The following is a 24,267-nucleotide window of genomic DNA, read 5'->3' as shown; positions in this document are numbered from 1 at the left end:
TAACAAATTTGCCCGCCTACACCGCCAACGCAAAATTGCCTCTTTCCCGCCCCGCCGCGCGCGGGGCGTTTTTTTGCCGGCTGCCATCTTTAGATTGCACCGTTTCATTTCACTTTATGAGGGCAAAACCGCTGCTTGGTGAAAGCGAACTTCCCTTTGTGCAGCCATCCACCCTGCCCGTTTCTAAAAACGAAGCCGGCGGCTTAGCCATCCGCCTTGCTTGTGTGATCAAAGCGAAACTCCCGTCATCGAGCGCCGCCTTTTCGCCTTCCGAAAACTAGCCCGCCGTTCACCCAGCTTGTCTCATAAAAGCCAGTCGCTTGCTTTATCAAGCAGCTCGGAAAGCGCCCCCTCATATACCGAAAGCGGCGGCAGTGAAGCGAGAAAATCGGTCCCGTACGAAGCGGCGGTCAGCCGGCGATCGAGCACAAATACGGCTCCTTTGTCACGCTCGGTGCGGATGAGGCGGCCAAATCCTTGCTTAAAGCGGAGCACCGCCTCGGGAAGTGACAACTCGTAAAACGGGTCGCCGCCGGCGGCGCGAATCCGCTCACTTTTCGCCTCCATCACCGGATCGTCTGGAGGCGCAAACGGCAAGCGGGCGATAATGAGGACATCGAGCGCCGAACCCGGCAAATCAATCCCTTCCCAAAAGCCGCTCGTCCCAAACAGCACGGCGTGATCAAACTGCAAAAATGTTCGCAAAAGCTTTGCCGGGCTGCCGCTTTGTATCCCTTGGGCAATCAACACGAACGGCTCATCTGCTTCTTCCGTTTTCAGCGCCTCAGCCGTCATTTTCAACAGCTCATACGACGGGAACAACACAAGCGTCCGCCGGCCGACGCGCCGGGCGATCGAGAGCACGGCCGCGGCCGCCGCTTCGGCGTACGCCTCAAGCGGCACGGCGGAAACGAGCGGCAGATCCGTCGGCACAAACAGCGCGGCTTGCTCCTCATAGCGAAATGGCGCCGGAAACGAGCGGCAGAGCGGGTAAAAATCGTCCAGGCCGAGGCGCGCCGCCATATAGGCGAACCGGCCGCGAACGGCGAGCGTCGCTGACGTTAAAATCACGCTCCGTTTTTTCATAAACAGCCGGTCAGCGAAAAAATCAGCAAGATCGACTGGTTGCGAATAAAGCCGGACCGCGTTCGCCGCCCCTTTTTCATCGGCTTCGATCCAGCGGACGGTCCCCGGCTCCGCCTCGGTCAGCAGCTGAACGAGGGCGTCTATTTGCTGATTTAGCGCCGCAAGGTCAGCTGCGAGCGAGGCGGACAGTGTTCCATCGTCGGTTGCAGCGGATGCCAGAAGCGGTTTTGCCTCCCCAACCAGCGCCGCCGCCAGATCACGCAGACGCCAACATAGCTCAACGGCCGCCTGCCACGTCCGCCCGCACTCGTCCACCGGCGAAAAACGGCAACGGCAACGCCCGGCCCGCGCCGGCTTTTTCCCTAGCGCATAGCGGCGCAGCAAGCGGAACAGCTCGTCCCCTTCAAATTGCAGCCCTTCAAGGTGCCGCTGGCAGCGGGCGAGAACGTCTCTCGCTTCGCCTTGCTCCGCTTCCAGCCATTTCGTGATCGTTTGCACCATTTTAGCGGTTGACAGCCGAAATGACACATAGTCGATCCGCTCACCAAAATAACGGGCAGCGATCTCCTCAAGCCGATGCGCCTCATCAATGACGAGATAACGAAACGGCGGCAAAAGCGGCGTTGAAGCAGTCAAATCATGAAGCAAAAACGCATGGTTCGTAATGATGAGATCGGCCTGTTCGGCCCGCCGTTTCGCCTGCGCGAAAAAATGATGCCGCCCGCCGTCTTCCTCCTCGCCAATGGCGAGCGCTGACAGCGAGAGACGGGCCCCGGACGATACATTCAATTCATCCAAATCGCCGCTGTCTGTCTCAAGCAGCCAGACAAGCAGCTGGCATTTCAAAAGCGCCGCATCGTATGTGTCGTTCGGCTCAGGCAAAAACGAAGCGAACTTGTCAAGGGAAAGGTAGTTTTGCTTCCCTTTCAAGACGGCGACGCGGAGCGGGGCCGTCACAACTTGCCGCAGCACCGGCCAATCGCGGCGGATGAGCTGCTCTTGCAGCTGGAGTGTATGCGTGCTGATGACGACCCGTTCTTGTCGCTCGCAGGCAAAAAAGGCGGCCGGGATGAAATAGGCGAGCGACTTGCCAAGCCCGGTTCCCGCCTCAATGAGCGCATGCTGGGACGTAGATAACGCCTCATAGACGAGCTGCATCATTTCCCATTGCCCTTCACGCCGCTTGTAGCCGGGAAGCGGGAGGGGCGGCGCTTGTTCGTAAAAAGCGGCAAACGAAACTGAAGTGGGGCGCTCTCCGCCATCATCCAACTCTGGTTTTCCGCCGTCCGGTTTTTTTAGCGCGATGCCGCGGTAGAGGGCGACCGTACTATCCGTTGGCGCTTCTTTCTGTTTTTCGGCGATGGCGACATCAAGAAGCGAGTAAATATCGCTTTTCAAATGACGGGCAAGGCGTCGGAGCTGTTCAAGCGTCACAAGCGGAAGGCGGCCAAGCCGCTCAAGCAAAGCGATGAACAGCTTGGCGGTCACTTCCGCATCGCTGTCCGCTTGATGCGGGCGGTCATGGCGGAGGCCAAGCTGTTTCGCCAAGTCGCCGAGCTTATAGCTTTCCGCTGTCGGCAGCACGATGCGGGCAAGCTCGACCGTATCGATCGTCGGACCGGCAAACGGCGGCCGGCCGGCCCGTTCGAGTTCGGCTTGCAAAAACGGCAAATCAAAATCGACGTTATGGGCGACAAAATACGCGCCATCCATCATCGCCGTGATCTCCGCCGCCTTGTCGGCAAACAGCGGCGCTCCTTCCACCGTCTCTTCGTCGATGTTCGTCAGCTGTTGGATGAACAGCGGAATCGGTTGTTCCGGGTTAAAGAAGCTGGCAAACCGCTCGACGATCGAGCCGTCTTCAACGACCGCCATGCCGAGCTGGATGATCCGGTCGCCTTTTTTTGGTCCGTTTCCGGTTGTCTCTAAGTCGATAATGACAAAGCGCATTGCCATAAACGATCACCTCAAAACGAAAAGGGGCGGAAAGCCCCTTTTTGCCCCATTATAAAATCGTATGCGCCGGCTCTTCGGCGATGAGCTGCGCGATGCGGTTGTTTTCGTCCATAATGGCGATTTTCGGCCGGTGTGCAGCGATTTTTTCTTCCGGAACGAGCGCATACGAAATGACGATAATGATGTCTCCCTTTTGCACGAGGCGGGCGGCGGCGCCGTTTAGGCAAAAGACGCCGCTGCCGCGCTCGCCGGGGATGATGTACGTTTCAAAGCGGGCCCCGTTATTATTGTTGACGACTTGCACTTTTTCATTAGCCACCATGCCGACCGCATCTAAAATATCTTCGTCGATCGTAATGCTGCCGACATAATCTAAGTTCGCTTCCGTTACGCGGGCGCGGTGAATTTTGGCGTTCATAAGCGTACGAAACATGGGTGATCCCCCCTACTCCTCTTGTCTTGGCGCCTTGGGCAGCCTAAGGATGACATTGTCGATCAAGCGGGCGCTCGCAAACCGGACGGCAACCGCGACGAGCACCGTTCCGTGAAGCGTTTCAAGCGGCGTCAAATCCGGGTACGAGCACACTTCGACATAATCGATCTCGGCATGCGTATGCGCTTCAATATGCTCTTTGACGAGACGGCGAATGGCATCAGCGCTCCGCTCCCCGTCCTCAACGGCCGCCGCTGCCGCCTGCAGCGCCTGATAGAGCGCCGGCGCCTCCTTCCGTTCTTGCGGCGATAAATAGACGTTGCGCGAGCTTTTCGCCAGCCCGTCGGCCTCGCGGACCGTCGGCACCGGCACGAGCTCAATCGGAAAATTGAAATCGCGAATCAAGCCGTCAACAACAGCCACTTGCTGAGCATCTTTCATGCCGAAATAGGCGCGGTCAGGCATAACGATGTGAAACAGCTTAATGAGCACCGTCGCTACGCCGTCGAAATGGCCGGGCCGCGACCGTCCGCACAATACATCGGTGCGCGCTTTGACGACCGCTTGCACCGTGAGCGGCCCCGGGTACATCTCGCCTGCCTCCGGATGAAACAACACGTCGACTCCGCGCTGTTCGGCGATGTGCCGGTCGCGGGCGAAATCGCGCGGATAGCGGGCAAAATCTTCGTTCGGTCCAAACTGAAGCGGATTGACAAAAATGCTGACGACGACCATGTCGTTCTCTTCGCGCGCCCGATCGATGAGGGCGGCATGCCCTTCGTGCAAATAGCCCATCGTCGGGACGAACCCGATCGTTTTTCCTTCGCGGCGGCATTGGCGCATCAGCGCCTGCATTTCACGAATCCGATCGACGATGATCATGATTGGTTTCCTCCGTATAAGGCCACCCATTCCTCTTCCTTCATCGTAAACGTGTGCGCCGGCTCTGGAAACTGGCGCAGCCTGACATCAGCGACATAGTTCGCCAGCGCCTCGACGATCGTCTCTTGAACGGCGGCGTATTGTTTGACAAACTTCGGCACGCGGCTGACGCCGTAGCCAAGCAAGTCGTGATAGACGAGCACTTGGCCGTCGACTTCCGCCCCAGCGCCGATGCCGATGACGGGAATGGTGAGCGCTTGAGCCACAGCCGCCCCGAGCTGCTTCGGCACGCACTCCAAGACGAGCGCAATCGCTCCCGCCTGCTCGCACTGTTTTGCATCATCAAGCAGCTTTTTGGCGCTTTCCGCATCTTTGCCTTGCACTTTATAGCCGCCAAGCACGCCGACGGACTGCGGCGTCAGCCCGAGATGGGCGACGACCGGCACCCCGGCTTTCGTCAGTGCGGCGATCACCTCAACGACGTCATCCGCCCCCTCGACTTTGACGGCGTTCGCCCCCGATTGCTGCATGATGCGCCGAGCGTTTTGCAGCGCCTCTTCCTTGGACGCATGGTACGACATAAACGGCATGTCCGTAACGATAAACGTATTCGGTGCACCGCGGCGGACCGCCTTCGTATGATGGATCATGTCATCGACCGTCACCGGGACCGTCGAGTCGTAGCCGAGCACGACCATGCCGAGCGAATCGCCGACTAAAATCATATCCACCCCGGCCTGTTCAGCCAGCTTCGCCGACGGAAAGTCGTAAGCGGTCACCATCACGATCGGCTCATCCGCCTGCTTCATGCGAAAAAAATCGGCTTTCGTCTTCACTTTTGTTCCCTCCTCTTTCATTGCAGAGGAGATGACGCGACCGAAACAAAACGTCCCTCTTTCCCGCCTTGAGAAAGAAGGACGCCATGAACCGCCGTCGGTTTCGTTCACCCCTCTGTCCCAGTCCTTCTGCAAGGATCAAGGCAGATCATCTTTATTCTTTCGTATTGCCGGCCCGGTGCAGTTCTTTTCGACAAAGATACTGCCCTTTTCCTCGCCTTGTATTTTAACAAAATTGTCACAATTTTTCTAGTGGGAATTTACAGTTGAATATCCGCTGAATGAATATAATGGAGTTGGTTTTGCTCATCCTCAAGGATCAGCAGCCCGTCATCGGTAATGCCGCGGGCGACGCCGCGCATCACCCCGCCCAGCGTCCTTGCCGTCACCGGTTTGCCGATCGAAACGGCGTACCCTTCCCAAAGAAGCTTAATCGGACGGAAGCCGTGCTCCAAATATTGCTTATATAACCGCTCAAGCTGAAGTAAAATTTCTTGAATGAGCGGCGCACGCTTCATGCGCTCCCCTTTTTCAATGGCGAGCGATGTGGCAATGGCGCGAATGTCCTCAGGAAATTGCGTGCTTGTCTGGTTCACGTTCATGCCGATGCCGACGATGACCGAACGGACGCGGTCGGGGTCGGCCTGCAGCTCCGTTAAAATGCCGGCGCATTTTTTGCCGTGAAGCAAAATGTCGTTCGGCCATTTAATATCCGGAACGAGCCCGGTCACTTCTTGAATGGCTTGGCTGACCGCCACGGCAACAAGCAGCGTCAACTGCGGCGCCTGCTGCGGCGGGATGGGCGGCCGCAAAATCAGGCTCATCCAAATGCCGGTTCCTTGCGGGGAAAACCATTTCCGGTCCAGGCGCCCGCGCCCGGCTGTCTGCTCTTCGGCGACGACAAGCGTCCCTTCCGGCGCCCCTTCATACGCCAGCTTCGCCGCGATGCGCTGCGTCGAATCGACTTCCTCAAAAAAATGGATCGTATGGCCGAGCGTTTCGGTTTTCAAGCCAAGCTGGATTTCGTTTGCCGTCACCTTATCGGGCGTGCTCACGATCCGGTAGCCGAGGCGGCGCACCGCTTCGAGTTCAAACCCTTCTTTGCGCAGCTCCTCGATATGTTTCCATACGGCCGCCCGCGAACAGCCGAGCTGCTCGCTGATCTTTTGTCCGGACAGGAACCCGCCGTCTGCCTCGGCAAACAGTTCTAACAGTTTTTTTCTTGTGTCCGACTGCGCTCCATGAGCCATGCGTAAATCCGCTCCTTCTCGTTTTCAACTTCACCGTTGACAACCGCCCGCCATATGGCGTCCAGCGTCTCTTTCACCCACGGGCCGGCCGGTTTCCCGATCCACTCAATGACCTCTTTTCCGTTGACCACGAGCTCGCCTTTCGTTTTGACCGGTAAGGCGGCAAAACGGCGGCGCAGCGTTTCATGCTGCGGCTCAGGCGGCTTTCCGGTCAACGCGGCGCGCACCGTTTCAACCGAGAGCACCCGCTTGAGGCCGGCCAAAAACAGCTGCTCGTTCGTCCACGCGGCCGGTTCGGGGACGGCAGCGAGCGCCGCCAATATGGCTCCGGCTTCATCGATCACCTTGTTCGGCAGCTTCCATGCGCGCAAAAACGGCCGACTTTCCGTGATGCCAAGCGCTTGGCACAAAAGCGCCCACCGCTCTTCGCGCGATGTGAGCCACGGCCAGCGGTACGCAGCTGCTCGGCGCAGCAACCCGTCTTTTTCGGCCAGCCCCGGCAAGTAGGCGGACAGCCCTGTTTCAGCCAAAAGCGGCAGCGCTTCGGCAGCAAACGGGCCGGCGAGCAGCTTTTCCATCTCCATCGTCATCCGCTCAACCGAAATATGGGCGAGAAGCGGCGCGTTGGCGATGATCGCCCGCTTCGTGTCGACAGCGAGCGAAAATCCAAGCTGGCTGACGAAACGGACGGCCCGCATCATGCGGAGCGCATCTTCACGAAACCGCGCGTCCGCTTCTCCGACGGTGCAAATGAGCCGCTTTTGGATCGCCTCTTGCCCGCCGAACGGGTCAATGATCGTCCCGTGCTCGTCCATGGCGATCGCATTCATTGTAAAATCGCGCCGCTTCAAGTCCTCTTCAAGCGAGCGGACGAACGTCACCACCCCCGGGCGGCGGTAGTCTTCATAGTCGCCATCGGTGCGGAACGTCGTCACTTCGTACGCCGTTCCTTCATGCACGACGACGACCGTGCCGTGCCTTGAACCGACATCGATCGTTTTCGGGAAAATCGCCATCACTTCATCCGGCAAGGCGCTCGTCGCAATGTCAACGTCGCCGATCGGGCGCCCGATCAACAAGTCGCGCACCGCACCGCCGACGAAATACGCCTCATGGCCATGCCGCTTCAGCTGCCGGATGATGCCAAGCGCCTGTTGGAACGGCGGTTTCATCCTCTCACCTTCCTTGCCGCCAGTGAAGCATATAGCTGTTCATACTGCCCGACGATATCGGACGAGCAGAACTTTCGATGAACGGTTTGCACCGCCTCTTTTGCCATTTCGTCATGCAGGCGGCGGTCGGTCAGCAGCGCGAGCGCTTTTTGAGCCGCTTCCTCGACATCACCGAGCGCACATAAAAAGCCGCTTTTTCCGTCTTCAATCACTTCCGGGATGCCGCCGATCGCCGTGCCGATGCACGGGACGCCGCACGCCATCGCCTCGAGCAAGACAAGCCCGAAACTTTCTTTTTCCGACAGCAGCATCATCACATCGCTGATCGAATACAACTCTTCAAGCTTGTCCTGTTTTCCTAAAAATCGGACGTCGCCGCTAAGTCCAAGCTCTTTGACAAGGCGGCAGACGACGGTCATTTCCGGGCCGTCGCCGACAAGCAAGAGCTTGGCCGGCACGTGCCGGCGCACGATGGCAAACGCGCGCACCACATCGGGCACGCGCTTCACTTTCCGGAAATTAGAAACGTGAATGATGACGTTGTCCGTTTCACCGATGCCGTACTCCCGCCGCAAATGGCTTGCCTCCCGGCGGCGGTAGACGCGTTCGTCAACAAAATTGTAAACCGTGTGGATCGGCTTTTGCACCTCAAGAAGCTCGTACGTCTGCCGGACGAGGGCGTTAGACACCGCCGTGACGATGTCGGATTGCTCGATGCCGAACTTAATCATATCGGAAAGCGACGGGTCGTAGCCCAACACCGTGATGTCGGTGCCGTGCAACGTCGTGACGATCGGCAGTTCGCCGACCATTTGGCGCGCCAGCGCGGCACAGACAGCGTGCGGCACGGCGTAATGGGCATGAAGCACATCAAGCTGTTCCCGCTTCGCCACCTCGGCGATTTTGCTTGCCAACGCCAAATCGTACGGCGGGTATTGAAAGACAGAGTATTGATTGACGCTCACTTCATGGTAATAAATGTTTCCGTATACTTTGTTCAGCCGAAACGGCATGCTTGACGAAATAAAATGAATCTCATGCCCTTTTTCGGCAAGCAGCTTGCCAAGCTCGGTGGCGACGACTCCTGAGCCTCCGACCGTCGGATAACAGACAATTCCTATTTTCAGCTTCATCGCGCTCCCTCAAATAAGTCGAAAAGATGAATCGGTGTTTTTGTCAAAAACCCTTCGGCATATGCCGCGCCGATTTGCTGGCCGAACCAGCGCTCGCGGCTTTCGATCATCTCAATGTAGTTGTTTGTCAGCGGCGTCTCAACCGAGCCGGGCCGCCTTTCAAACTGGCTTTCATAGGCGCGCAAGCTCGACAGCTTGTCATGCACCGTTTCGCTAATATCGATAAGAACATGCGGGCGGCAAAAGGCATTGATCATATAGTAATACACCGAGCGGACGCGGTGGGCGCCACCGAGCTCCCCGGCGCCGTAGCGGCGGATGCCGGCGGAAAAGACCGCTTCCTCGACAAGGCGGGCGCATTGCCCGTGATCCGGATGGCGGTCCTCCCAATACGGAGCGAATACAACCTGCGGCCGATAGCGGCGAATGACCGCAACGATGCGGTGAATCGCCTCCTCTTCAACAGAAAGGCCGCGGTCGGGGAGCTCGAGATTCAGCCGTTCCGATACGCCAAGCCGGCGAGCTGCTTCGGCCGCCTCTTTCTGCCGTTCATCGACCGTTCCGTTGGACGACAGCTCCGCCTTCGTCAAATCGCAAATGACAGCGCGGTACCCGCGCCGCACATATTTGGCAATCGTCCCGCCCATGCCGATTTCGACATCATCCGGATGGGCGCCAAACGCCAACAGATCGCATCTTTCCACCATCGCTGTCACCTTTCTGTTTCCTTTTCCTCCCCGCTTTTCGCCCGGCCGCGGACGATATTGCGCCATGCCAAATCGCCGCGCTCCAACCCGCGAATGAGCAGCTCCGCCGTCCCGATGTTCGTCGCGAGCGGCACGGCATAGACGTCGCAAAGGCGCATGAGGGCGCTGATGTCCGGTTCGTGCGGCTGGGCGGTGAGCGGATCGCGGAAAAAAATGACGAGGTCCATCTCGTTGCGGGCGATCATCGCCCCGATTTCCTGATCGCCCCCGTACGGCCCGGACTGAAAGCGGTGGACGGTGAGGCCGGTCGCCTCCTGAATGCGCAAGCCGGTCGTGCCGGTGGCGTACAGTTCATGGTTTGCCAAAACAGGCGCGTAGGCGGTCGCAAACGCGACCATCTCCGCCTTTTTTTCGTCATGGGCAATTAACGCGATTTTCATCTTGTTCTCTCCCCCGTTTGCGCTGTCCGCGCTATTCTAAAATATGTTCAAGCCCGTAGACGAGCGTATGTAAATGCATGACCGTTTCCACCGCCAGCTTCACGCCGGACATGAACGAGCGGCGGTCAAGCGAATCGTGGCGGATCGTCAGCGTCTGTCCATCGCCCCCGAAAATGACTTCCTGATGAGCGACAAATCCCGGCAGGCGAACGCTATGGATCGGAATGCCGTCGTACGCGGCGCCGCGCGCGCCGGCGAGCGTTTCTTTTTCGTCCGGATGGCCTTGTTTTTTCGATGGGCGCACTTCAGCGATAAGCTGCGCCGTTTTCAGCGCCGTTCCGGATGGAGCGTCAAGCTTTTGGTCATGATGCAGTTCGATAATTTCCACATCAGTGAAATATTTTGCCGCCATGCGGGCAAACTTCATCATCAACACCGCGCCGACAGCAAAGTTGGGCGCGATGATGGCGCCGAGCTCTTTTTCCGCGGCCAGCTCGGTCAGCCGCTCGATCTCTTCCGGCGCAAACCCGGTCGTGCCGACGACAGGACGGACGCCATAGCGCAACGCCAGTTCCGCATGCCGTTTTCCCACTTCCGGTGTCGTTAAATCGATGAGCACATCCGGCTTCACCTCGGCAAAACAGCGAGCGGCATCGGTATAAACCGGGGCGTCGACACCAGCGAACCCGTCGATGTCAGCCAAACGGTGTCCATCATAACGGCGGTCAATGACCGCGGCCAGCTCAAAATGATCCGTTTTCTGCACAAGCGCCACCGCTTCGCGGCCCATGCGGCCGCGCGGTCCGGCAATGACGATGCGGATCGTCATTTCGCTTCCTCCTTCCGTGTCCAGCGGTCGCGGTCGCGGGTCCGGAACTTGTCCATCACCCGGTCGTGCGCCGCCTGCAAATCAATGCCGAGCGAATTGGCGAAACAAATGAGCACAAACAACAGATCGCCCAGCTCTTCTTCCACGGTTTTTTCTTTTTCGGTCGCCTTTTTCGGCTTTTCCCCGTAATAATGGTTCACCTCGCGCGCCAGTTCGCCGAGTTCTTCCGTCAACCGCGCGAGCATGGCGAGCGGGCTGAAATAGCCTTCTTTAAACTGTCCGATATATTCGTCCACTTCGCGTTGCATCTGTTTCATCGTTTTCTCCTGCATGGCCATCACCTCGCCTGTTTCCATGTTAGCGAAAAGCGGCGCATTTGACAAATGTTTTCGTCGGCGGCCAATTCCGCCTGTTTTCGTCTATCATTGCCTGTGCAGACAAGTTCCTCTATAATTAAGGACGCCGACTATTTTTGCGGACGGAGGGACGATATGATTTTCGGCTTAAAGGTGAAAAACAGTTTGTTCATTTTGCTCGGCGCCGCTATTTTTGCCTTCGGGCTCGTTCATTTCAATATGCAAAACAATTTGGCGGAAGGCGGTTTTACCGGCATTACGCTTCTTCTTTATTTTTTGTTCGGTTTTGATCCGGCCATCACCAACCTGGCGCTCAACATCCCGCTCTTTTTTATCGGCTGGAAGCTGCTCGGCCGCCAGACGTTTCTTTATACCGTGCTCGGCACGGTCGCTGTTTCGATGTTTTTATCCATTTTTCAACGCTATATGATTCATATGCCGCTGCAGCATGATATGACGCTCGCGGCGCTGTTCGCCGGCGTTTTCATCGGCGTCGGCCTCGGCATCATTTTCCGCTACGGCGGCACGACCGGAGGCGTCGACATTATCGCCCGTCTCGTCTATAAATATAAAAGCATCAGCATGGGCAAAACGATGTTTGCCTTTGATGCCGCCGTCATTACACTGTCTCTTCTTTACCTTTCGTATCGCGAGGCGATGTATACGTTAGTCGCCGTCTTTATCGCCGCGCGGGTCATTGATTTTATGCAGGAAGGCGGCTACGCGGCAAAAGGGGCGACGATCATCTCTGAACAAAGCGAAGAAATCGCCAACCGTATTTTAACAGAAATGGAACGTGGCGTCACCGTGTTAAAAGGGCGCGGTTCGTATACGAAGCGCGACCGCGATGTCTTATATTGCGTCGTCGCCAAAAACGAGCTGCCGCGCTTAAAAAACGTCATTATGTCCGTCGACCCGCACGCCTTTGTCGCGGTCACCGATGTGCACGATGTGCTTGGAGAAGGGTTTACGCTTGATGAACAAAAACGGCCGCTCGAGCAGTAAGAGCTGAGACGGCGCTCGCGCGGGCGGCGCATGTCCGGTCCATCCAATGCCATTCGGCCGGAAAATAAAAAGGAGGGGGAAACCCGTCCCCCTCCAAAGGCGAGGCGGCGCCTATTCTTCCGGCTGCCGCGCCCGTTTTTCTTCTTTTTCCCCTTTGTATTTCCGCCAGCCGACGTACGTCAGCGTCAACACGATCACTCCGCCGGTCGAAATCATCACCCAAATGAGCGACGGATCGGCTTCATCTTTTTTCACTCCATCAAACAGCGATTCGACATCGCGGCGAGCGGCGGCGAGCTGCTCGCGTCGCTCGCTTTTGCCCAGCTGCCAAAACGAGGCGGCCTGCAGCGCTTCAAGATGGCTGTCAACCTTTTTGGCCGCTTTTGGCGGCACATCGATTTTCACGCTCGGCTCAATTAACGTATAGCGCTCAATAAACTGGCGAAGGGCAGCGTCATACCCCTCTCTCTCCCCGCGTTCCGCCGCCTTTTCCATCGCGGCGAGCGCTTCCATGAGAGCCGGCTCCATCTCCGTCCAAAGCGGTTGGTGCGTCGATTGAACGGCGTCAACGACAAGACGGAATTGCGCGAGAGCAGCGATTTTGTCTTCCACGGGAATCGATGCCGTCATGGCCTTTACGGCCTGCTCGTGCGTCACCGTCACCGCTCTCAGCTCGTCAGCCGATTTCAACCGTTCTCTCGCCCCAAGGGCAAAAAACCGCTTGGAAAAATAAAGGAGCACTTCTTTTGCCTCGGCAAACCGCTCATTTTTCGCCAACTGCAGCGCTTCGTCGGAAATGTCGTCAAGCTGTTCCCAATCATCCGTTTGTCCGGCCGCGCCAACGAGCGCTGGCCATAAAAAGGCGAGCGATAACAACATGGCCAGCCCGATTCGTTTCATCATCGTCCCTCCCTCACTCACTATTACAATGTATGAAGGAGTGGACAAGAGTAGACCAAGCAACTGCCATCAAGCCGCAGCCCAAATTTTTCTCCCTTAGCGCCTATTCTGCCGCTATGCGGGAGGGGGCGAAAACGGCTGCCGCCGCATGCGGACGCCAAGCCAATACGCCACAGCAATGGAGGCGATGCTCAGCCAAAACGTAAAATAGCCGATTTGGTCAGCATAATCAGCCAACATATGATAGCGCGGCATCATGCCAAACACGTAGTCGATGACATCGTTATGCAGCGTCCAAACCGCCGCCAAGGCGAGATGAACAGAGCGAAACCGATAAAGGGGAGCGTACAGCACGCCTTCGACCGCCATCGCCCCGTGTGAAACGACGAGCAGCCATCCTGCCCAATCGAGCGTTCCGGTGGCGCGCCAAACGAGCACGTTCATGACGACCGCCCAAATTCCGTATTTGACAAGCGTCACAAAGGCAAGCGCTTCAAACAGCGGCGCCGACCGCCCGAGCAGCCAGGCGCCGAGGACGATGAGAAAAAAAAGGCTCGCCGTCGGGCTGTCAGGCACAAACGGCAAAAACAAGGGCGGCGTTTCCGCAAGCTGATAGCGGTACCAATAATAGCCGTAAACGGTGCCGGCAGCATTGACAAGCAAGAGCAGCCAAATAACCGGCCGAGAGGCGAATATCGCATAAAGCCATGCCATCGTTTGCACCTCGTCTCGATTCAATGTGAGCACGAAAAAAGCTGACTAACGCGAGTCAGCTTTTCCGTGCCGAACCAATTATTCCGCTTTTAAGCCGGCGATGAATTCCGCCATTTTTTTCAACTCTTCATCCGTGCCTTTAAAAATGCCAGCCGGCATGCTTCCTTGCCCTTCTTTGGCGATCTTCGCGATCTCTTCTGCCGTCAAGCCGGTGCCAATGAGCGATGGGCCGGCGCCGCCGGACAAGTTTTGCCCGTGGCACGACGTGCACGTATTCGCTTGGGCGATTTTGTACCCTTCGGCGTTCGTGTCAATTTCCACTTCCGCACGAATTTTCCCTTGTTCAGCCGCCTTTTTCCAGTCATGCGTGACGACCGACTCCCATGTCAAATAAACGATCGCAGCGAGAGTAAGGAGCATCATCCCTGTTGCCACTGGGCGCTTCCACGGACGGCGCTCCGGACCGCGATCCAAAAACGGCGCCAGCAGCAAAGCAGCAAACGCCAGCCCCGGCATGACGATCGCACCGATGACCGTATACGGACCGGATGCATACGAATATTTGAGCAATTGGTATAAGAACAAGAAATACCAGTCAGGCAGCGGTATATACGTCGTGTCCGTCGGGTCGGCGATCCGCTCAAGCGGCGACGGGTGGGCGACCGTCAAGCATAAAAAACCGACGAGAAAGACCGAACCGACAAGCCATTCCTTCAAGAGGAAGTTCGGCCAAAACACTTCCGTTTTCCCGGGGTACTCTGAATAGTCCTTCGGAATATTCGGTTTTCTTACCGCGGGAATACGGGAATCGCCGACAAATTTCATTCCTTTTCCGCGATGCATTGCGTGATTCCCTCCTTTTTTCTATCGCCTCAGAACGTCCAGCCGACCGATCATAGCGGACCGGAAATGCCTTGTCTGCGAATCATTAAAAAGTGCGCTGCCATTAAACCGAGCAAAGCCGCCGGCAAGAAGAAGACGTGAATCGCAAAGAAACGCGCCAGCGTTTGAGCGCCGACAATTTCCGGATCCCCGGCCAACAGCGTTTTGATCGCCGGTCCGATGAGCGGCGTCGCTTCAGCGATTTGCAGACCGACTTTTGTCGCAAACAGCGCTTTCATATCCCAAGGCAATAAATAGCCGGTAAAGCCAAGCCCCATCATGACCATGAAGATCAACACGCCGACGATCCAGTTCATCTCGCGCGGCTTTTTATACGCCCCTTGGAAAAAGACGCGCAGCGTATGTAAAAACATCATGACGATGACCAAGCTTGCCCCCCAGTGGTGCATGCCGCGCACGATTTGGCCGAACGCCACTTCGTTTTGCAAGTAATACACCGATTCCCACGCGTTTTTAATGTCCGGGACGTAGTACATCGTTAAAAACATGCCCGACAAGATTTGAATGACCGTGACAAAAAACGTCAGCCCGCCGAAACAATAGACAAAGGCGGAAAAATGGTGGGCCGGGTTGACGTGCTCCGGAACTTCGTGATCGGCGATATCCCGCCATAAAGGCGTAATATCTAAGCGTTCATCGACCCAGTCATACAGCTTGTTTAACACGCATTACGCCTCCCCTCTTGGTTTCGCCTTGCCTAAGTACAGCTTTCCGTCTTTCACTTCAAATTCGTAGCGGTCAAGTGGAGCTAACGGCGGCGTCCCCGGAACGTTCGTGCCGTCTTTCGTATAAAGCCCGTAGTGGCACGGACAGAAGAAATGATTCGGATTGTTTTTGTCCGTATTCCAGTCGACCGTACAGCCAAGGTGTTTGCAAACCGGCGACAGGGCGATAATGTCCCCTTTTTCATCCTTGTACACCCAGGCTGATCTCGGCTCTTCCGACTCGTACCAAGCGTCTTTCACCTTCACTTTAAAGTCGAAGCGCTTCGGCTCGGTCGTGATTTCTTTGACGTCAGCCACCGCGACCATCTCTGTGCCCGCCGTCTCTCTCAAGATCGGGTCAAAGGCAAAACGGAGCATCGGCATGAGCATCCCTGCTGCCATAAAGCCGCCGACGCCAGTCAGCGTGTAGTTTAAAAATTGACGTCTCGTTACGCGATGTTTGCTGTCGCTCATCGTCTTCCCCCCTCTATGCAAAGTCAAGTCCACACCGGACAGTTGTATGTATAACACATATGGAAAACTAGGACATTCTAATGATAGCTCAATTGCTGGACAAGGTCAATATCACAAAACGGCAAAACGCGAGACTTTGCTTTGCCTATCCTTTCGTCCAGCGGCTGACGAAAAAGCGGAGAAGCTCAGCAGCCTGCTCGCGAACGAGTTCATGCTTGTACGGCTCGTCCATGCTCTCGAGCGGAACGGCCGGAACGAGCCAAATGCGGCTGGCCTCCGTCTCCTCTTGCCACGCGCGATCGCACGTCACATAAAACACATGGTCCATCCCTTCCTGCCTGAGGCGGTTTGTCCAATTCGTCAGCCTTTCTAGCAGCTGGTCCCGCCCTTCATCCGCAAAATAAACAAATGGCGGCAACAAAAACACGCGCCCCCTCAGCTGCCGCTCGACCTCAGCGGCGACGAGCCCGACGAGCTCTCCTCCAGAAGCGAGCCGCCTCGCGCCTTGGCCGATGGCCACCGGCAAAAGCGGAATGAGTGCCGTATCAATGTAGTCGCGCTCTTTTTCGTAGGTGGCGACGTCCCCGCTTGTCCATTTCATCGTTACTCCCCTTTGCCATAAAGTTCGTTCCTTATCACCATACCATATTTTTCGGCAAAAGAAAAACCTTGCCTGCGGCAAGGTGTTACAATTTGTTTAATTCATCGGTCAGCCGGCGAAACGCCTCTTCATCGTGGCGGTCGAGCGCCTCGTCGATCAGCTTCATCAGCCGCCCGCGCCGGAACTCGTAAATGGACCGCTCCAAAAATTGCTCGGCAAGGCGCTGGTCGTTTTCGCTCACTTGCGCCTGCTTCGGTGCGTACGGGTTTTCCTCAAGCACAGCAACATATTGCGGCGAGTGAAAAGAAGCGCGGAAATTGAGCTGAATGTAAATATCTTCGTCGCGGTTCAAGCGGATATCATGGAACGATTTCTCCGCATCGGTCGTCATCACATTCCCTTTGTAAAAACGAAACGGCACATCATCCACGCAGTGGGTCGACATGACGATGCCGCGCGGGCAATATTGAGCGTTCTCGACAAAATGCACCTTCTGCATCAGCTGGTCATGGCTCATCAAATAGTTTAAAATCCACACACATTCGCGCCGTTTCAACTGATAATGGCTTAAAAACCAACGGATGAACTCTTTTTTTTCATTGACGGATACGTGCGTCATCATGCGCTTCCCCCTCGATCGGTTTCCAAGAAAGAGGTTCGGCCACCGCGTCTCCCCTACTCCTCGAGCTCAAGCAGCATCTCGGCCGCCTCCGTATGGCTCGGATCCAGACCGACGATTTGTTGAAATATTTCTCTTGCTGCCGCCCGATTTCCTTCCTCGATGAGAAAATATCCGTACTCTTCGAGAAAATCGACGTTATTCTTAAAGAAATTATATGCCTCAGCGTAATGATTTAATGCATCGCCATACATCTCAAGCCGATGTTTGGCGCGCCCTAAATCCCATTCAAACTGCGGGTCGTATTCACCGTCAGCCATCGCCTGCTCCAAAAGCGCCACCACATCCTCATAGCGCTGCTCGTGAAGCCAAAGCGCTGATAAAACCGTGAGCGCCTCAATATAACCGCCATCGATCTCGAGCGCCTTTTTCAGCTGCTCTTCCGCTTCGGCCGGTTTGTTCAGCTTTAATGCCAATTTGCCGGCATAAAGGCGGAGCTCTTTATTCCACTCATCGATTTTCATCCCTTCGAGCACCGTTTCGTAGCTTTTTCGGAGCTGTCCTTCCTGCTCATAGGCTTTCGCCAAATATACGTAAAGGGAGGCGTAATCCGGATCGAGTTCTTTTAAAGTGCTGAGCTTGTCGATGGCCGTTTGCGTGTAGCCGGCCTGCAAGGCCGTGAATCCGTAGGCGAACAATGTCCGGCTGTCCGTTTTTTCGTTGAGCGCTTCCTCATAATATGGAAGTGCCGCCTCAAACTCCCCGGAGCGGCTGAGCGCCTCGGCCAGCCGCTCCACAACGAGGACGCCAGCCAGCTCGCGCGCATTCTTTTGCACTTGTTCATAAAACGGCACGCTTTTTGCATATTCGCCGAGCGAAAAATACAATTCCGCCAAGGCGAATTGGACGATCGGCTCATCCGGCGCCTTTTTATACGCCTGACGCAGCTTTCGCTCGCTCACTTCCGTCAGCCCTTGCATTTCGTATAAATCGGCGGCGAGCAGGCACGCCCGGACAAACTGTGGATCATCCTCCCCGATCTCGGCTAAAAGGGCAAGCGCTTCGTCTTCAGCCTCAAGTTCCGTATACACTTCGGCTAAAAACAAGCGGATGTCGCCATCGTCCGGATAGCGGGCGGCAAGCTCCTCAAGCAGCCCTTTTGCCTCCTCCGGCATCCCCCATGCGTACAAACAGTCCGCAAGCGCATATTTCTCTTCGTCGCTTCCATATTTTTTCACTTTCGGCACGAGCGCCAACGCTTTGTCAACATTTCCGTTTTCTACTAGACGAATGATTTGTTCAACACGTGTCATTTCCGTGAACCTCTCTTATAGCGACAGATCGTTCCTAGTTAGGGCGGGGGCATCCGCCCCCTCACTGTCTGAATAGTTATGTACTGCTGCAGCGGGAACATGATTAATCATAATCGACAATGGCCGTTTCAGCAACCGAACCGCTCGCCGCCCGACAGCGTGCCTTCCCACAACAGATGTATCCGCTTTCAAAAAAGGATGGAGAAGCCATTCCTCTTATTGACAACATATGAATGAACAAAGCGAAATATGACCACCCGCCCGCTTGGGGCGGGGGCGTTTTTCAGCTACAGCAAAGAACGAAGATCGGCAAAAAAGCCCGGATAGGAGACCGCGACCGCTTCCGGACGCTCAAGGCGGACCATTCCTTTCGCGCAGCAGGCGGCGATGGCGAGCATCATGCCGATCCGGTGATCCCCATGGCTGTCGACGACAATCCCGTCGGCGTAAAGCGCCGTTTTGCCGCGAATGACCATGCCGTCATCGGTCGCTTCAATATCGGCGCCAAATTTTTTCAGCTCCGTGACGACCGTATCGATTCGGTTCGTTTCTTTTACTTTCAACTCACTGGCATCTTTAATGACGGTCGTCCCTTCGGCCTGCGTCGCCAGCAAGGCGATGATCGGAATTTCATCGATCAACCTTGGAATGAGATCGCCGCCAATTTCGACCGCTTGAAGCGCCGATGTGCGAATCGTGATATCGCCGATCGGCTCCGTTTCCTCATTGCGGACATGGTCAACCGTAATGTCGGCTCCCATTCGTTCGAGCACATCGATAATCCCGGTTCTCGTCGGATTTAAGCCAACGTTTTTCAGCGTAATTTCGCTGTTCGGCACAATGGCGCCGGCGACGAGGAAAAAGGCGGCCGATGAAATATCGCCGGGAACGTAAATGTGCGTCCCACCCAAGCGCTGCGGGCCGGCCACCGAGACGGTTGGGCCGTCGACGTTCACCTCACCGCCAAACAGCCGGATCATTCGTTCTGTATGGTCGCGCGAACGGTGCGGCTCAGTGACGGACGTTAAGCCATCGGCAAACAAACCGGCGAGCAAAATGGCCGACTTCACTTGGGCGCTCGCCACCGGCGAGTTGTAGCGGAGCGGGCGGAGCGCGCCGCCGCGGACCGCAAGCGGCGTATAATTGCCGCCCTCACGCCCGTCAATATGCGCTCCCATCTCGCGAAGCGGCTTCGTCACCCGCGCCATCGGCCGTTTGGCAATCGACTCGTCGCCAACAAGGCAAGCGTGAAACGGCTGACCGGCCAAAATGCCGAGCAAAAGGCGCGCCGTCGTGCCGGAATTGCCGACATCAAGCACGGCGGCCGGCTCGCGAAGCCCGCCGGGCCCCGCCCCTTCGACGATGACATTCGTCCCGTCTTGGCGAATGTCGACACCGAGCTTGCGGAAGCAGTCGATCGTGCTTAAACAATCTGCGCCAGGCAAAAAATGATCGATCACCGTCCGTCCGGAAGCGAGCGCCCCGAGCATGACAGCGCGATGGGAAATCGATTTGTCGCCGGGCACTTCCATCGTTCCCCGAAGCGATGATACGTTCGTTGGCAGCTGCATGCAACATCCCTCCACTGTTTTTCGTTGCTACCCTTCATATGTCGCATAGTTCGTATGTTTGGCGAGGCACGCTTTCGCCCGCGCCCGGTCATCTTCGCTTTGGAAGCTGAGGCGGAGCACCCCGTAAATTTCCTCGCGCGTCTCGATAATGCGGATGTTTGTAATGCTGATATTTTCCTGGGCTAAATAGCCGGTGACCTCGGAAATGACGCCCGGATAGTCGGGCACGTCGACATACAAATCGTAAAACGATGGAATCGCCCCCTTTGTCCGCACCGGCAGCCCGTCGCGAAACTGTTTCGCTTCAAGAAAATAATGGTAAATCGCGATGCTGTTTTCTTCCTCGACAAACGAGCGGAGCCGCTCCATTTCGGCGATCCAACGCTCAAAAAGGGCGAGCAGCTCGCGCTTATTATGGATAAAAATGTCGCGCCACATTTCCGGATTGCTCGACGCAATGCGGGTAATATCGCGGAAACCGCCGGCCGCCAGCCGGCTGACGAGGGCGTTTTCGTTTTCATACTCGCGCGCCTGATGGACGAGGCTTGCAGCGATCAAGTGCGGAAAATGGCTGATCACCCCAGTGATGCGGTCATGTTCTTCCGGCGTTAAGACGACAAACTGCGCTTTTGTTCCGGAAAGCCATTGTTTCAACTTCTCGACCTGCTGCGGCGGCACGCCGTCTGTTGGCGTCAAAACGTAAAAGGCATTTTCAAACAAATGCGCCCGCGCCGCGGCCACACCGCTTTTGTGCGACCCGGCCATCGGATGGCCGCCGATAAACGCCACGCCGTGATCCAACAGGCGGCGCGCGCCTTGAACGATGCGCTGCTTCGTGCTGCCGACATCCGTGACGATGACGCCGCGCTTCAGCCGCTCAAGCGGCATGGATGAAAGCAGCGCTTCCGTCTGCATGACCGGAGCGGCGAGAACAATCAAATCCGCTTGCCCAAACCCGTCTTCTACGGAATGGACGGCTTCGTCGATCACTTTCAGCGAGCGAGCCAAACCGAGCTGATGGTCGTTGACGTCATAGCCGATGATCACTGCCTTTGGATGCGCCTTTTTAACAGCTAGAGCAATCGACCCGCCGATCAAGCCGAGGCCGACAATAAACACGTTTCCTTCCAACCCAACCCACCTTCTTTATGTAAAAATGCGCCCGCTGCTTGCTGCAAGCAACGGGCCGTCCTTCCTGACCGGTTCGTCGCCAAACCGGTCAGGCGAGCTGTTTTTCGCGAAGCATGTGCAAAACCGTTTCAAACACCCGGTCATTCTGCTCTTTCGTGCCGATGGTGACGCGCACGCCGGTCGGCAAGCCGAGCGCCTTGCCGGAGCGGACGATAATGCCCCGCTCGAGCAAATACTGAAACACTTCATTGCCGTCTATGCCGAAGTCGATGAACAAAAAGTTCGCCTGCGACGGATAGTACTTCAGGCCGTGTTCTTCGCAGAAGCGGTAATATCGTTCAAGCTCGGCGCGGTTTTGTTCGACGCAGGTGCGGATGAACGCTTGGTCATCAAGCGCGGCCGCAGCGGCCGCTTGAGCGACGGTCGACGTGTTAAATGGCTCGCGCGCTGGTTCGACGGCGCGAATGATGGCCTCGCTGGCAATGCCGTAGCCAACGCGGAGCGCAGCAAGCCCGTACGCTTTCGAGAACGTGCGCATAATGACAAGTTGTTCGTATTCTTGTAACAGCGGCACCGTTTGCGGATAATCGGCCGCCGTTGCGTATTCGTAATACGCTTCATCCAAGACGACAAGCACGTGCAGCGGCACGCGATCCAAAAAGGCGCGCAACTCCGTTTCATTCACATACGTGCCGGTCGGGTTGTTCGGATTGCAAATCCAAACAATGCGCGTATTCCCGTCGATGGCGTTAAGCATCGCTTCTAAATCATGGCGCCCGTCAACAAGCGGCACTTCGCGCACTTCGGCCCGCTCAATGACCGCGTTATGGCGGTATTGCGGAAACGTTGGCGTCGCCATCACCGTGTTCGTGCCCGGCTCTAAAAAGGCGCGGCAAAACATTTGCACGACTTCATCCGAGCCGTTGCCAAACAACAGCTGCGTTTCCTTAACGCCAAGATGGGCAGCTGCTTTTTCACGCAACGCGCGGGCATAGCCATCCGGATAGACGGCAAGGCGGTCAAGCTCGGCGGCGATGGCGGATTTCGCCGCCGGTGACGAACCGTATGGGTTTTCATTGGAAGCTAGTTTAATAAGATCGGAAAGACCGTATTCCCGCTTCACTTCCTCGATCGATTTTCCCGGCTGGTACGGGGGAAGCCCCCGAAGTTGTTCCTTCACTTGCATGGATATTGCCAACTCCTTTAGATCGGAACTTTTAGCGCGAAGAACACGGCTCCCGAAGCGGCGCGGCGAGCGAGCGGGCATACGCGGCAAACTCGGCGATGGCCGCTTCCTTTTCCTTCGGGGTCTGCAGGCGCTCAAGCAGCTGTTCCACTTTTTGCACGAGCGCGCTGCCAACGACGACGCCATCGCAGACGCCTTTGAGCATCGCCACTTGTTCCGGAGTCGAAATGCCGAACCCGACAGCGACCGGAACGCGGCTGTGCCGTTTTACTTCGCCCAAGAAGCCGCCAAGCGACTCCGGCAATGTCTCGCGCACGCCGGTGACGCCAAGCGAGGAGACGCAGTACAAAAACCCTTGCGCCGCCGAAGCGATTCGCTCTATTCGCTGCTTTGACGTCGGGGCGACGAGCGAAATGAGCGGAAGGCCAAACCGCTCACCGAGCTTGCGGAGCGGGCCGCTCTCCTCAAACGGCAAATCGGGAATGAGCACGCCGTCAGCGCCATTTTCTCGCGCTAAAGCAAAAAAGGATTCTTCTCCTAATTGTAACACAGGATTATAATACGTAAAGATGATAATCGGAATTTTTACTCCTTTTTTTCGCATCTCGGCGACAAGCTGAACGGCCTTTGGCAGCGCCATTTGTCCGGCGAGCGCCCGGGCGGCGGCGCGCTGGATCGTCGGCCCGTCGGCGAGCGGGTCAGAGTACGGCACGCCAAGCTCCAACACATCAGCGCCGGCGTCTTGCAGCGCCAAAGCGAGGTCGACGGTCAAGTCGACAGACGGGTCGCCGGCGACGATAAACGGAATAAACAGCGGTTGATTAGCGGGCAGACGCAACGTCTTCACCTTCCTTCGCACCGAGATAGCGCATCATCGCTTGCACATCTTTATCGCCGCGGCCGGACAGGCAAATGAGCACCGTCTCATCCGGCTCCATCCGGCGGGCCAGCTCGACGGCTTTCGCCACCGCATGGGCCGATTCGATGGCCGGAATGATGCCTTCGGTCTGCGATAGCAGCTGAAACGCAGCGACCGCTTCCTCATCGGTCACACTCTCATAACGGACGCGTCCGATGCTCGCCAAATACGCGTGTTCCGGACCGACGCCGGGGTAATCGAGGCCGGCGGAAATCGAATACGGTTCAATAATTTGCCCGTATTCATCTTGCAGCAAGTATGTCATCGCCCCGTGGATGACCCCTTTCGTCCCTTTCGTAATCGTCGCCGCATGGTGCGGAGTATCGATTCCTTTGCCGGCTGCTTCTACGCCGACGAGACGAACGTCGTCTTGCAAAAACGGGTAAAACATGCCGATGGCGTTGCTGCCGCCGCCGACGCAGGCGACAATGACATCCGGCAGCTTCCCTTCGCGGGCGAGAAACTGTTCTTTCGCCTCATCGCCGATCACGCGCTGAAACTCGCGCACCATTTTCGGGTACGGATGCGGGCCGACGACCGAGCCGATCATGTAAAAGTGGTCGTCGCAATGGGCGACCCAATAACGAATCGCCTCGTTCGTCGCGTCTTTTAACGTCCGGTTTCCGCTTGACACCGGCACGACTTCGGCGCCTAACAGCTTCATGCGAAACACGTTCAGTTCTTGCCGTTTCATGTCTTCCTCGCCCATAAAAACGATGCATTCCATCCCGAAGTGAGCGGCCACCGTCGCCGCCGCAACCCCGTGCTGCCCGGCGCCGGTTTCGGCGATCAGCTTTTTCTTGCCCATCCGTTTCGCCAAGAGCGCCTGGCCGATGGCGTTGTTGATTTTATGGGCGCCGGTATGGTTTAAATCTTCACGCTTTAAATACATTTTCGCGCCGCCGAGCTGCCGTGTCAAATTGGGGGCGAACGTCAGCGGGGTCGGCCGCCCGGAGTAGTGCTGCAAAATACGGATATATTCTTGCTTGAACGACTCATCGGCAAGCGCTTTGTCGAGCTCCACTTCAATTTCCTCAAGCGGAAGCATGAGCGTCTCTGGGACAAACTTGCCGCCGAAATCGCCAAATCGCCCGTGTTCATTCGGAATATGTTCGATCATCAAAGCCACCTTCTTTTTCCCAAAGAT

The 24,267-nt window shown here is 56.6% G+C and carries 25 protein-coding genes; 1 reads left to right on the top strand and 24 read right to left on the bottom strand.

Annotation, left to right across the window (positions count from 1 at the left end):
* Positions 1–303: 303 nt before the first annotated feature.
* From dinG to IC803_RS05955, 11 genes are all read right to left on the bottom strand, one after another.
* On the bottom strand, positions 304–3,042 hold the full coding sequence (gene dinG / locus IC803_RS06005) for an ATP-dependent DNA helicase DinG (protein WP_081208998.1): 2,739 nt from the start codon (positions 3,040–3,042) through the stop codon (positions 304–306).
* Between the two features lie 49 nt (positions 3,043–3,091).
* Positions 3,092–3,475, bottom strand: a complete 384-nt coding sequence (gene panD / locus IC803_RS06000; RefSeq protein WP_081209000.1) for an aspartate 1-decarboxylase — start codon at positions 3,473–3,475, stop codon at positions 3,092–3,094.
* Positions 3,476–3,487: 12 nt separating this feature from the next.
* Positions 3,488–4,357 carry a pantoate--beta-alanine ligase gene (panC, locus tag IC803_RS05995; protein ID WP_081209002.1) on the bottom strand — a complete coding sequence of 290 codons (870 nt, stop codon included), beginning with the start codon at positions 4,355–4,357 and terminating at the stop codon, positions 3,488–3,490.
* Positions 4,354–5,193 (bottom strand): 3-methyl-2-oxobutanoate hydroxymethyltransferase, encoded by an 840-nt coding sequence (gene panB / locus IC803_RS05990; protein ID WP_081209004.1) that lies wholly within the window; start codon positions 5,191–5,193, stop codon positions 4,354–4,356. The genes panC and panB overlap by 4 nt, the downstream gene beginning before the upstream one ends.
* Positions 5,194–5,453: 260 nt before the next feature.
* Complete coding sequence (locus tag IC803_RS05985) at positions 5,454–6,443, bottom strand: biotin--[acetyl-CoA-carboxylase] ligase (RefSeq protein ID WP_081209006.1); 990 nt, start codon at positions 6,441–6,443, stop codon at positions 5,454–5,456.
* The gene (locus IC803_RS05980; RefSeq protein WP_081209008.1) at positions 6,401–7,615 is read right to left on the bottom strand and encodes a CCA tRNA nucleotidyltransferase; all 1,215 of its coding nucleotides are present in this window, start codon (positions 7,613–7,615) and stop codon (positions 6,401–6,403) included. The genes IC803_RS05985 and IC803_RS05980 overlap by 43 nt, the downstream gene beginning before the upstream one ends.
* Positions 7,612–8,748 carry an N-acetyl-alpha-D-glucosaminyl L-malate synthase BshA gene (bshA, locus tag IC803_RS05975; RefSeq protein ID WP_063165485.1) on the bottom strand — a complete coding sequence of 379 codons (1,137 nt, stop codon included), beginning with the start codon at positions 8,746–8,748 and terminating at the stop codon, positions 7,612–7,614. Before bshA ends, IC803_RS05980 begins: the two co-directional genes overlap by 4 nt.
* A complete protein-coding gene (bshB1, locus tag IC803_RS05970) occupies positions 8,745–9,455 on the bottom strand; it encodes a bacillithiol biosynthesis deacetylase BshB1 (RefSeq protein ID WP_081209330.1) in 711 nt (236 codons plus the stop codon). The genes bshA and bshB1 overlap by 4 nt, the downstream gene beginning before the upstream one ends.
* A 5-nt stretch (positions 9,456–9,460) precedes the next feature.
* Complete coding sequence (gene mgsA, locus IC803_RS05965; RefSeq protein ID WP_081209010.1) at positions 9,461–9,895, bottom strand: methylglyoxal synthase; 435 nt, start codon at positions 9,893–9,895, stop codon at positions 9,461–9,463.
* Between the two features lie 31 nt (positions 9,896–9,926).
* A complete protein-coding gene (gene dapB, locus IC803_RS05960) occupies positions 9,927–10,724 on the bottom strand; it encodes a 4-hydroxy-tetrahydrodipicolinate reductase (RefSeq protein WP_081209012.1) in 798 nt (265 codons plus the stop codon).
* Complete coding sequence (locus tag IC803_RS05955) at positions 10,721–11,056, bottom strand: nucleotide pyrophosphohydrolase (RefSeq protein ID WP_081209014.1); 336 nt, start codon at positions 11,054–11,056, stop codon at positions 10,721–10,723. Before IC803_RS05955 ends, dapB begins: the two co-directional genes overlap by 4 nt.
* Before the next feature lie 159 nt (positions 11,057–11,215).
* Between IC803_RS05955 and IC803_RS05950 the strand changes: the two genes are divergently transcribed.
* The gene (locus tag IC803_RS05950; RefSeq protein ID WP_081209016.1) at positions 11,216–12,085 is read left to right on the top strand and encodes a YitT family protein; all 870 of its coding nucleotides are present in this window, start codon (positions 11,216–11,218) and stop codon (positions 12,083–12,085) included.
* A gap of 111 nt (positions 12,086–12,196) precedes the next feature.
* On the opposite strand, the gene ypjB is transcribed toward IC803_RS05950, so the two are convergent.
* From ypjB to trpB, 13 genes are all read right to left on the bottom strand, one after another.
* On the bottom strand, positions 12,197–12,985 hold the full coding sequence (gene ypjB, locus IC803_RS05945) for a sporulation protein YpjB (RefSeq protein WP_081209018.1): 789 nt from the start codon (positions 12,983–12,985) through the stop codon (positions 12,197–12,199).
* Between the two features lie 114 nt (positions 12,986–13,099).
* Positions 13,100–13,699, bottom strand: coding sequence for a lipoprotein heptaprenylglyceryl N-acetyltransferase LhaT (locus IC803_RS05940; RefSeq protein WP_081209020.1), 600 nt, complete (start codon positions 13,697–13,699; stop codon positions 13,100–13,102).
* A gap of 78 nt (positions 13,700–13,777) precedes the next feature.
* Positions 13,778–14,542 (bottom strand): menaquinol-cytochrome c reductase cytochrome b/c subunit, encoded by a 765-nt coding sequence (locus IC803_RS05935; RefSeq protein WP_081209022.1) that lies wholly within the window; start codon positions 14,540–14,542, stop codon positions 13,778–13,780.
* Positions 14,543–14,592: 50 nt separating this feature from the next.
* Complete coding sequence (gene qcrB, locus IC803_RS05930) at positions 14,593–15,267, bottom strand: menaquinol-cytochrome c reductase cytochrome b subunit (RefSeq protein ID WP_020960305.1); 675 nt, start codon at positions 15,265–15,267, stop codon at positions 14,593–14,595.
* 3 nt (positions 15,268–15,270) lie between these two features.
* Positions 15,271–15,780 carry a menaquinol-cytochrome c reductase iron-sulfur subunit gene (gene qcrA / locus IC803_RS05925; RefSeq protein ID WP_081209024.1) on the bottom strand — a complete coding sequence of 170 codons (510 nt, stop codon included), beginning with the start codon at positions 15,778–15,780 and terminating at the stop codon, positions 15,271–15,273.
* Between the two features lie 145 nt (positions 15,781–15,925).
* Complete coding sequence (locus tag IC803_RS05920; protein WP_081209026.1) at positions 15,926–16,381, bottom strand: YpiF family protein; 456 nt, start codon at positions 16,379–16,381, stop codon at positions 15,926–15,928.
* Positions 16,382–16,466: 85 nt separating this feature from the next.
* Positions 16,467–17,000, bottom strand: coding sequence for a ReoY family proteolytic degradation factor (locus IC803_RS05915; RefSeq protein ID WP_063167316.1), 534 nt, complete (start codon positions 16,998–17,000; stop codon positions 16,467–16,469).
* A gap of 56 nt (positions 17,001–17,056) precedes the next feature.
* Complete coding sequence (locus IC803_RS05910) at positions 17,057–18,313, bottom strand: tetratricopeptide repeat protein (protein WP_081209028.1); 1,257 nt, start codon at positions 18,311–18,313, stop codon at positions 17,057–17,059.
* Positions 18,314–18,600: 287 nt separating this feature from the next.
* Positions 18,601–19,884 (bottom strand): 3-phosphoshikimate 1-carboxyvinyltransferase, encoded by a 1,284-nt coding sequence (aroA, locus tag IC803_RS05905; RefSeq protein WP_081209030.1) that lies wholly within the window; start codon positions 19,882–19,884, stop codon positions 18,601–18,603.
* Between the two features lie 27 nt (positions 19,885–19,911).
* Positions 19,912–21,015: a prephenate dehydrogenase gene (locus tag IC803_RS05900; protein ID WP_081209032.1), complete on the bottom strand. Its 1,104-nt coding sequence runs from the start codon at positions 21,013–21,015 to the stop codon at positions 19,912–19,914.
* 88 nt (positions 21,016–21,103) lie between these two features.
* The gene (gene hisC / locus IC803_RS05895) at positions 21,104–22,201 is read right to left on the bottom strand and encodes a histidinol-phosphate transaminase (protein WP_081209034.1); all 1,098 of its coding nucleotides are present in this window, start codon (positions 22,199–22,201) and stop codon (positions 21,104–21,106) included.
* A gap of 31 nt (positions 22,202–22,232) precedes the next feature.
* Positions 22,233–23,048, bottom strand: coding sequence for a tryptophan synthase subunit alpha (trpA, locus tag IC803_RS05890; RefSeq protein ID WP_190304271.1), 816 nt, complete (start codon positions 23,046–23,048; stop codon positions 22,233–22,235).
* Positions 23,023–24,240: a tryptophan synthase subunit beta gene (trpB, locus tag IC803_RS05885; RefSeq protein WP_369826941.1), complete on the bottom strand. Its 1,218-nt coding sequence runs from the start codon at positions 24,238–24,240 to the stop codon at positions 23,023–23,025. Before trpB ends, trpA begins: the two co-directional genes overlap by 26 nt.
* Between the last annotated feature and the right edge of the window lie 27 nt (positions 24,241–24,267).

It is taken from the genome of Geobacillus sp. 46C-IIa (assembly GCF_014679505.1).
GTDB lineage: Bacteria > Bacillota > Bacilli > Bacillales > Anoxybacillaceae > Geobacillus.
This window is presented reverse-complemented; position numbering and strand designations above follow the sequence as displayed.

Coding starts and splice junctions, on each gene's coding strand:
- bshB1 (WP_081209330.1), bottom strand. CDS start 9,455: ATGGTGGAAAGATGCGATCTGTTGGCGTTTGGCGCCCATCCGGATGAT.
- IC803_RS05920 (WP_081209026.1), bottom strand. CDS start 16,381: ATGAAATGGACAAGCGGGGACGTCGCCACCTACGAAAAAGAGCGCGAC.
- IC803_RS05980 (WP_081209008.1), bottom strand. CDS start 7,615: ATGAAACCGCCGTTCCAACAGGCGCTTGGCATCATCCGGCAGCTGAAG.
- panD (WP_081209000.1), bottom strand. CDS start 3,475: ATGTTTCGTACGCTTATGAACGCCAAAATTCACCGCGCCCGCGTAACG.
- IC803_RS05985 (WP_081209006.1), bottom strand. CDS start 6,443: ATGGCTCATGGAGCGCAGTCGGACACAAGAAAAAAACTGTTAGAACTG.
- dapB (WP_081209012.1), bottom strand. CDS start 10,724: ATGACGATCCGCATCGTCATTGCCGGACCGCGCGGCCGCATGGGCCGC.
- IC803_RS05950 (WP_081209016.1), top strand. CDS start 11,216: ATGATTTTCGGCTTAAAGGTGAAAAACAGTTTGTTCATTTTGCTCGGC.
- bshA (WP_063165485.1), bottom strand. CDS start 8,748: ATGAAGCTGAAAATAGGAATTGTCTGTTATCCGACGGTCGGAGGCTCA.
- trpB (WP_369826941.1), bottom strand. CDS start 24,240: ATGATCGAACATATTCCGAATGAACACGGGCGATTTGGCGATTTCGGC.
- panC (WP_081209002.1), bottom strand. CDS start 4,357: ATGATCATCGTCGATCGGATTCGTGAAATGCAGGCGCTGATGCGCCAA.
- IC803_RS05915 (WP_063167316.1), bottom strand. CDS start 17,000: ATGACGCACGTATCCGTCAATGAAAAAAAAGAGTTCATCCGTTGGTTT.
- ypjB (WP_081209018.1), bottom strand. CDS start 12,985: ATGAAACGAATCGGGCTGGCCATGTTGTTATCGCTCGCCTTTTTATGG.
- IC803_RS05935 (WP_081209022.1), bottom strand. CDS start 14,542: ATGCATCGCGGAAAAGGAATGAAATTTGTCGGCGATTCCCGTATTCCC.
- IC803_RS05940 (WP_081209020.1), bottom strand. CDS start 13,699: ATGGCATGGCTTTATGCGATATTCGCCTCTCGGCCGGTTATTTGGCTG.
- dinG (WP_081208998.1), bottom strand. CDS start 3,042: ATGGCAATGCGCTTTGTCATTATCGACTTAGAGACAACCGGAAACGGA.
- mgsA (WP_081209010.1), bottom strand. CDS start 9,895: ATGAAAATCGCGTTAATTGCCCATGACGAAAAAAAGGCGGAGATGGTC.
- IC803_RS05955 (WP_081209014.1), bottom strand. CDS start 11,056: ATGCAGGAGAAAACGATGAAACAGATGCAACGCGAAGTGGACGAATAT.
- IC803_RS05910 (WP_081209028.1), bottom strand. CDS start 18,313: ATGACACGTGTTGAACAAATCATTCGTCTAGTAGAAAACGGAAATGTT.
- qcrA (WP_081209024.1), bottom strand. CDS start 15,780: ATGAGCGACAGCAAACATCGCGTAACGAGACGTCAATTTTTAAACTAC.
- aroA (WP_081209030.1), bottom strand. CDS start 19,884: ATGCAGCTGCCAACGAACGTATCATCGCTTCGGGGAACGATGGAAGTG.
- hisC (WP_081209034.1), bottom strand. CDS start 22,201: ATGCAAGTGAAGGAACAACTTCGGGGGCTTCCCCCGTACCAGCCGGGA.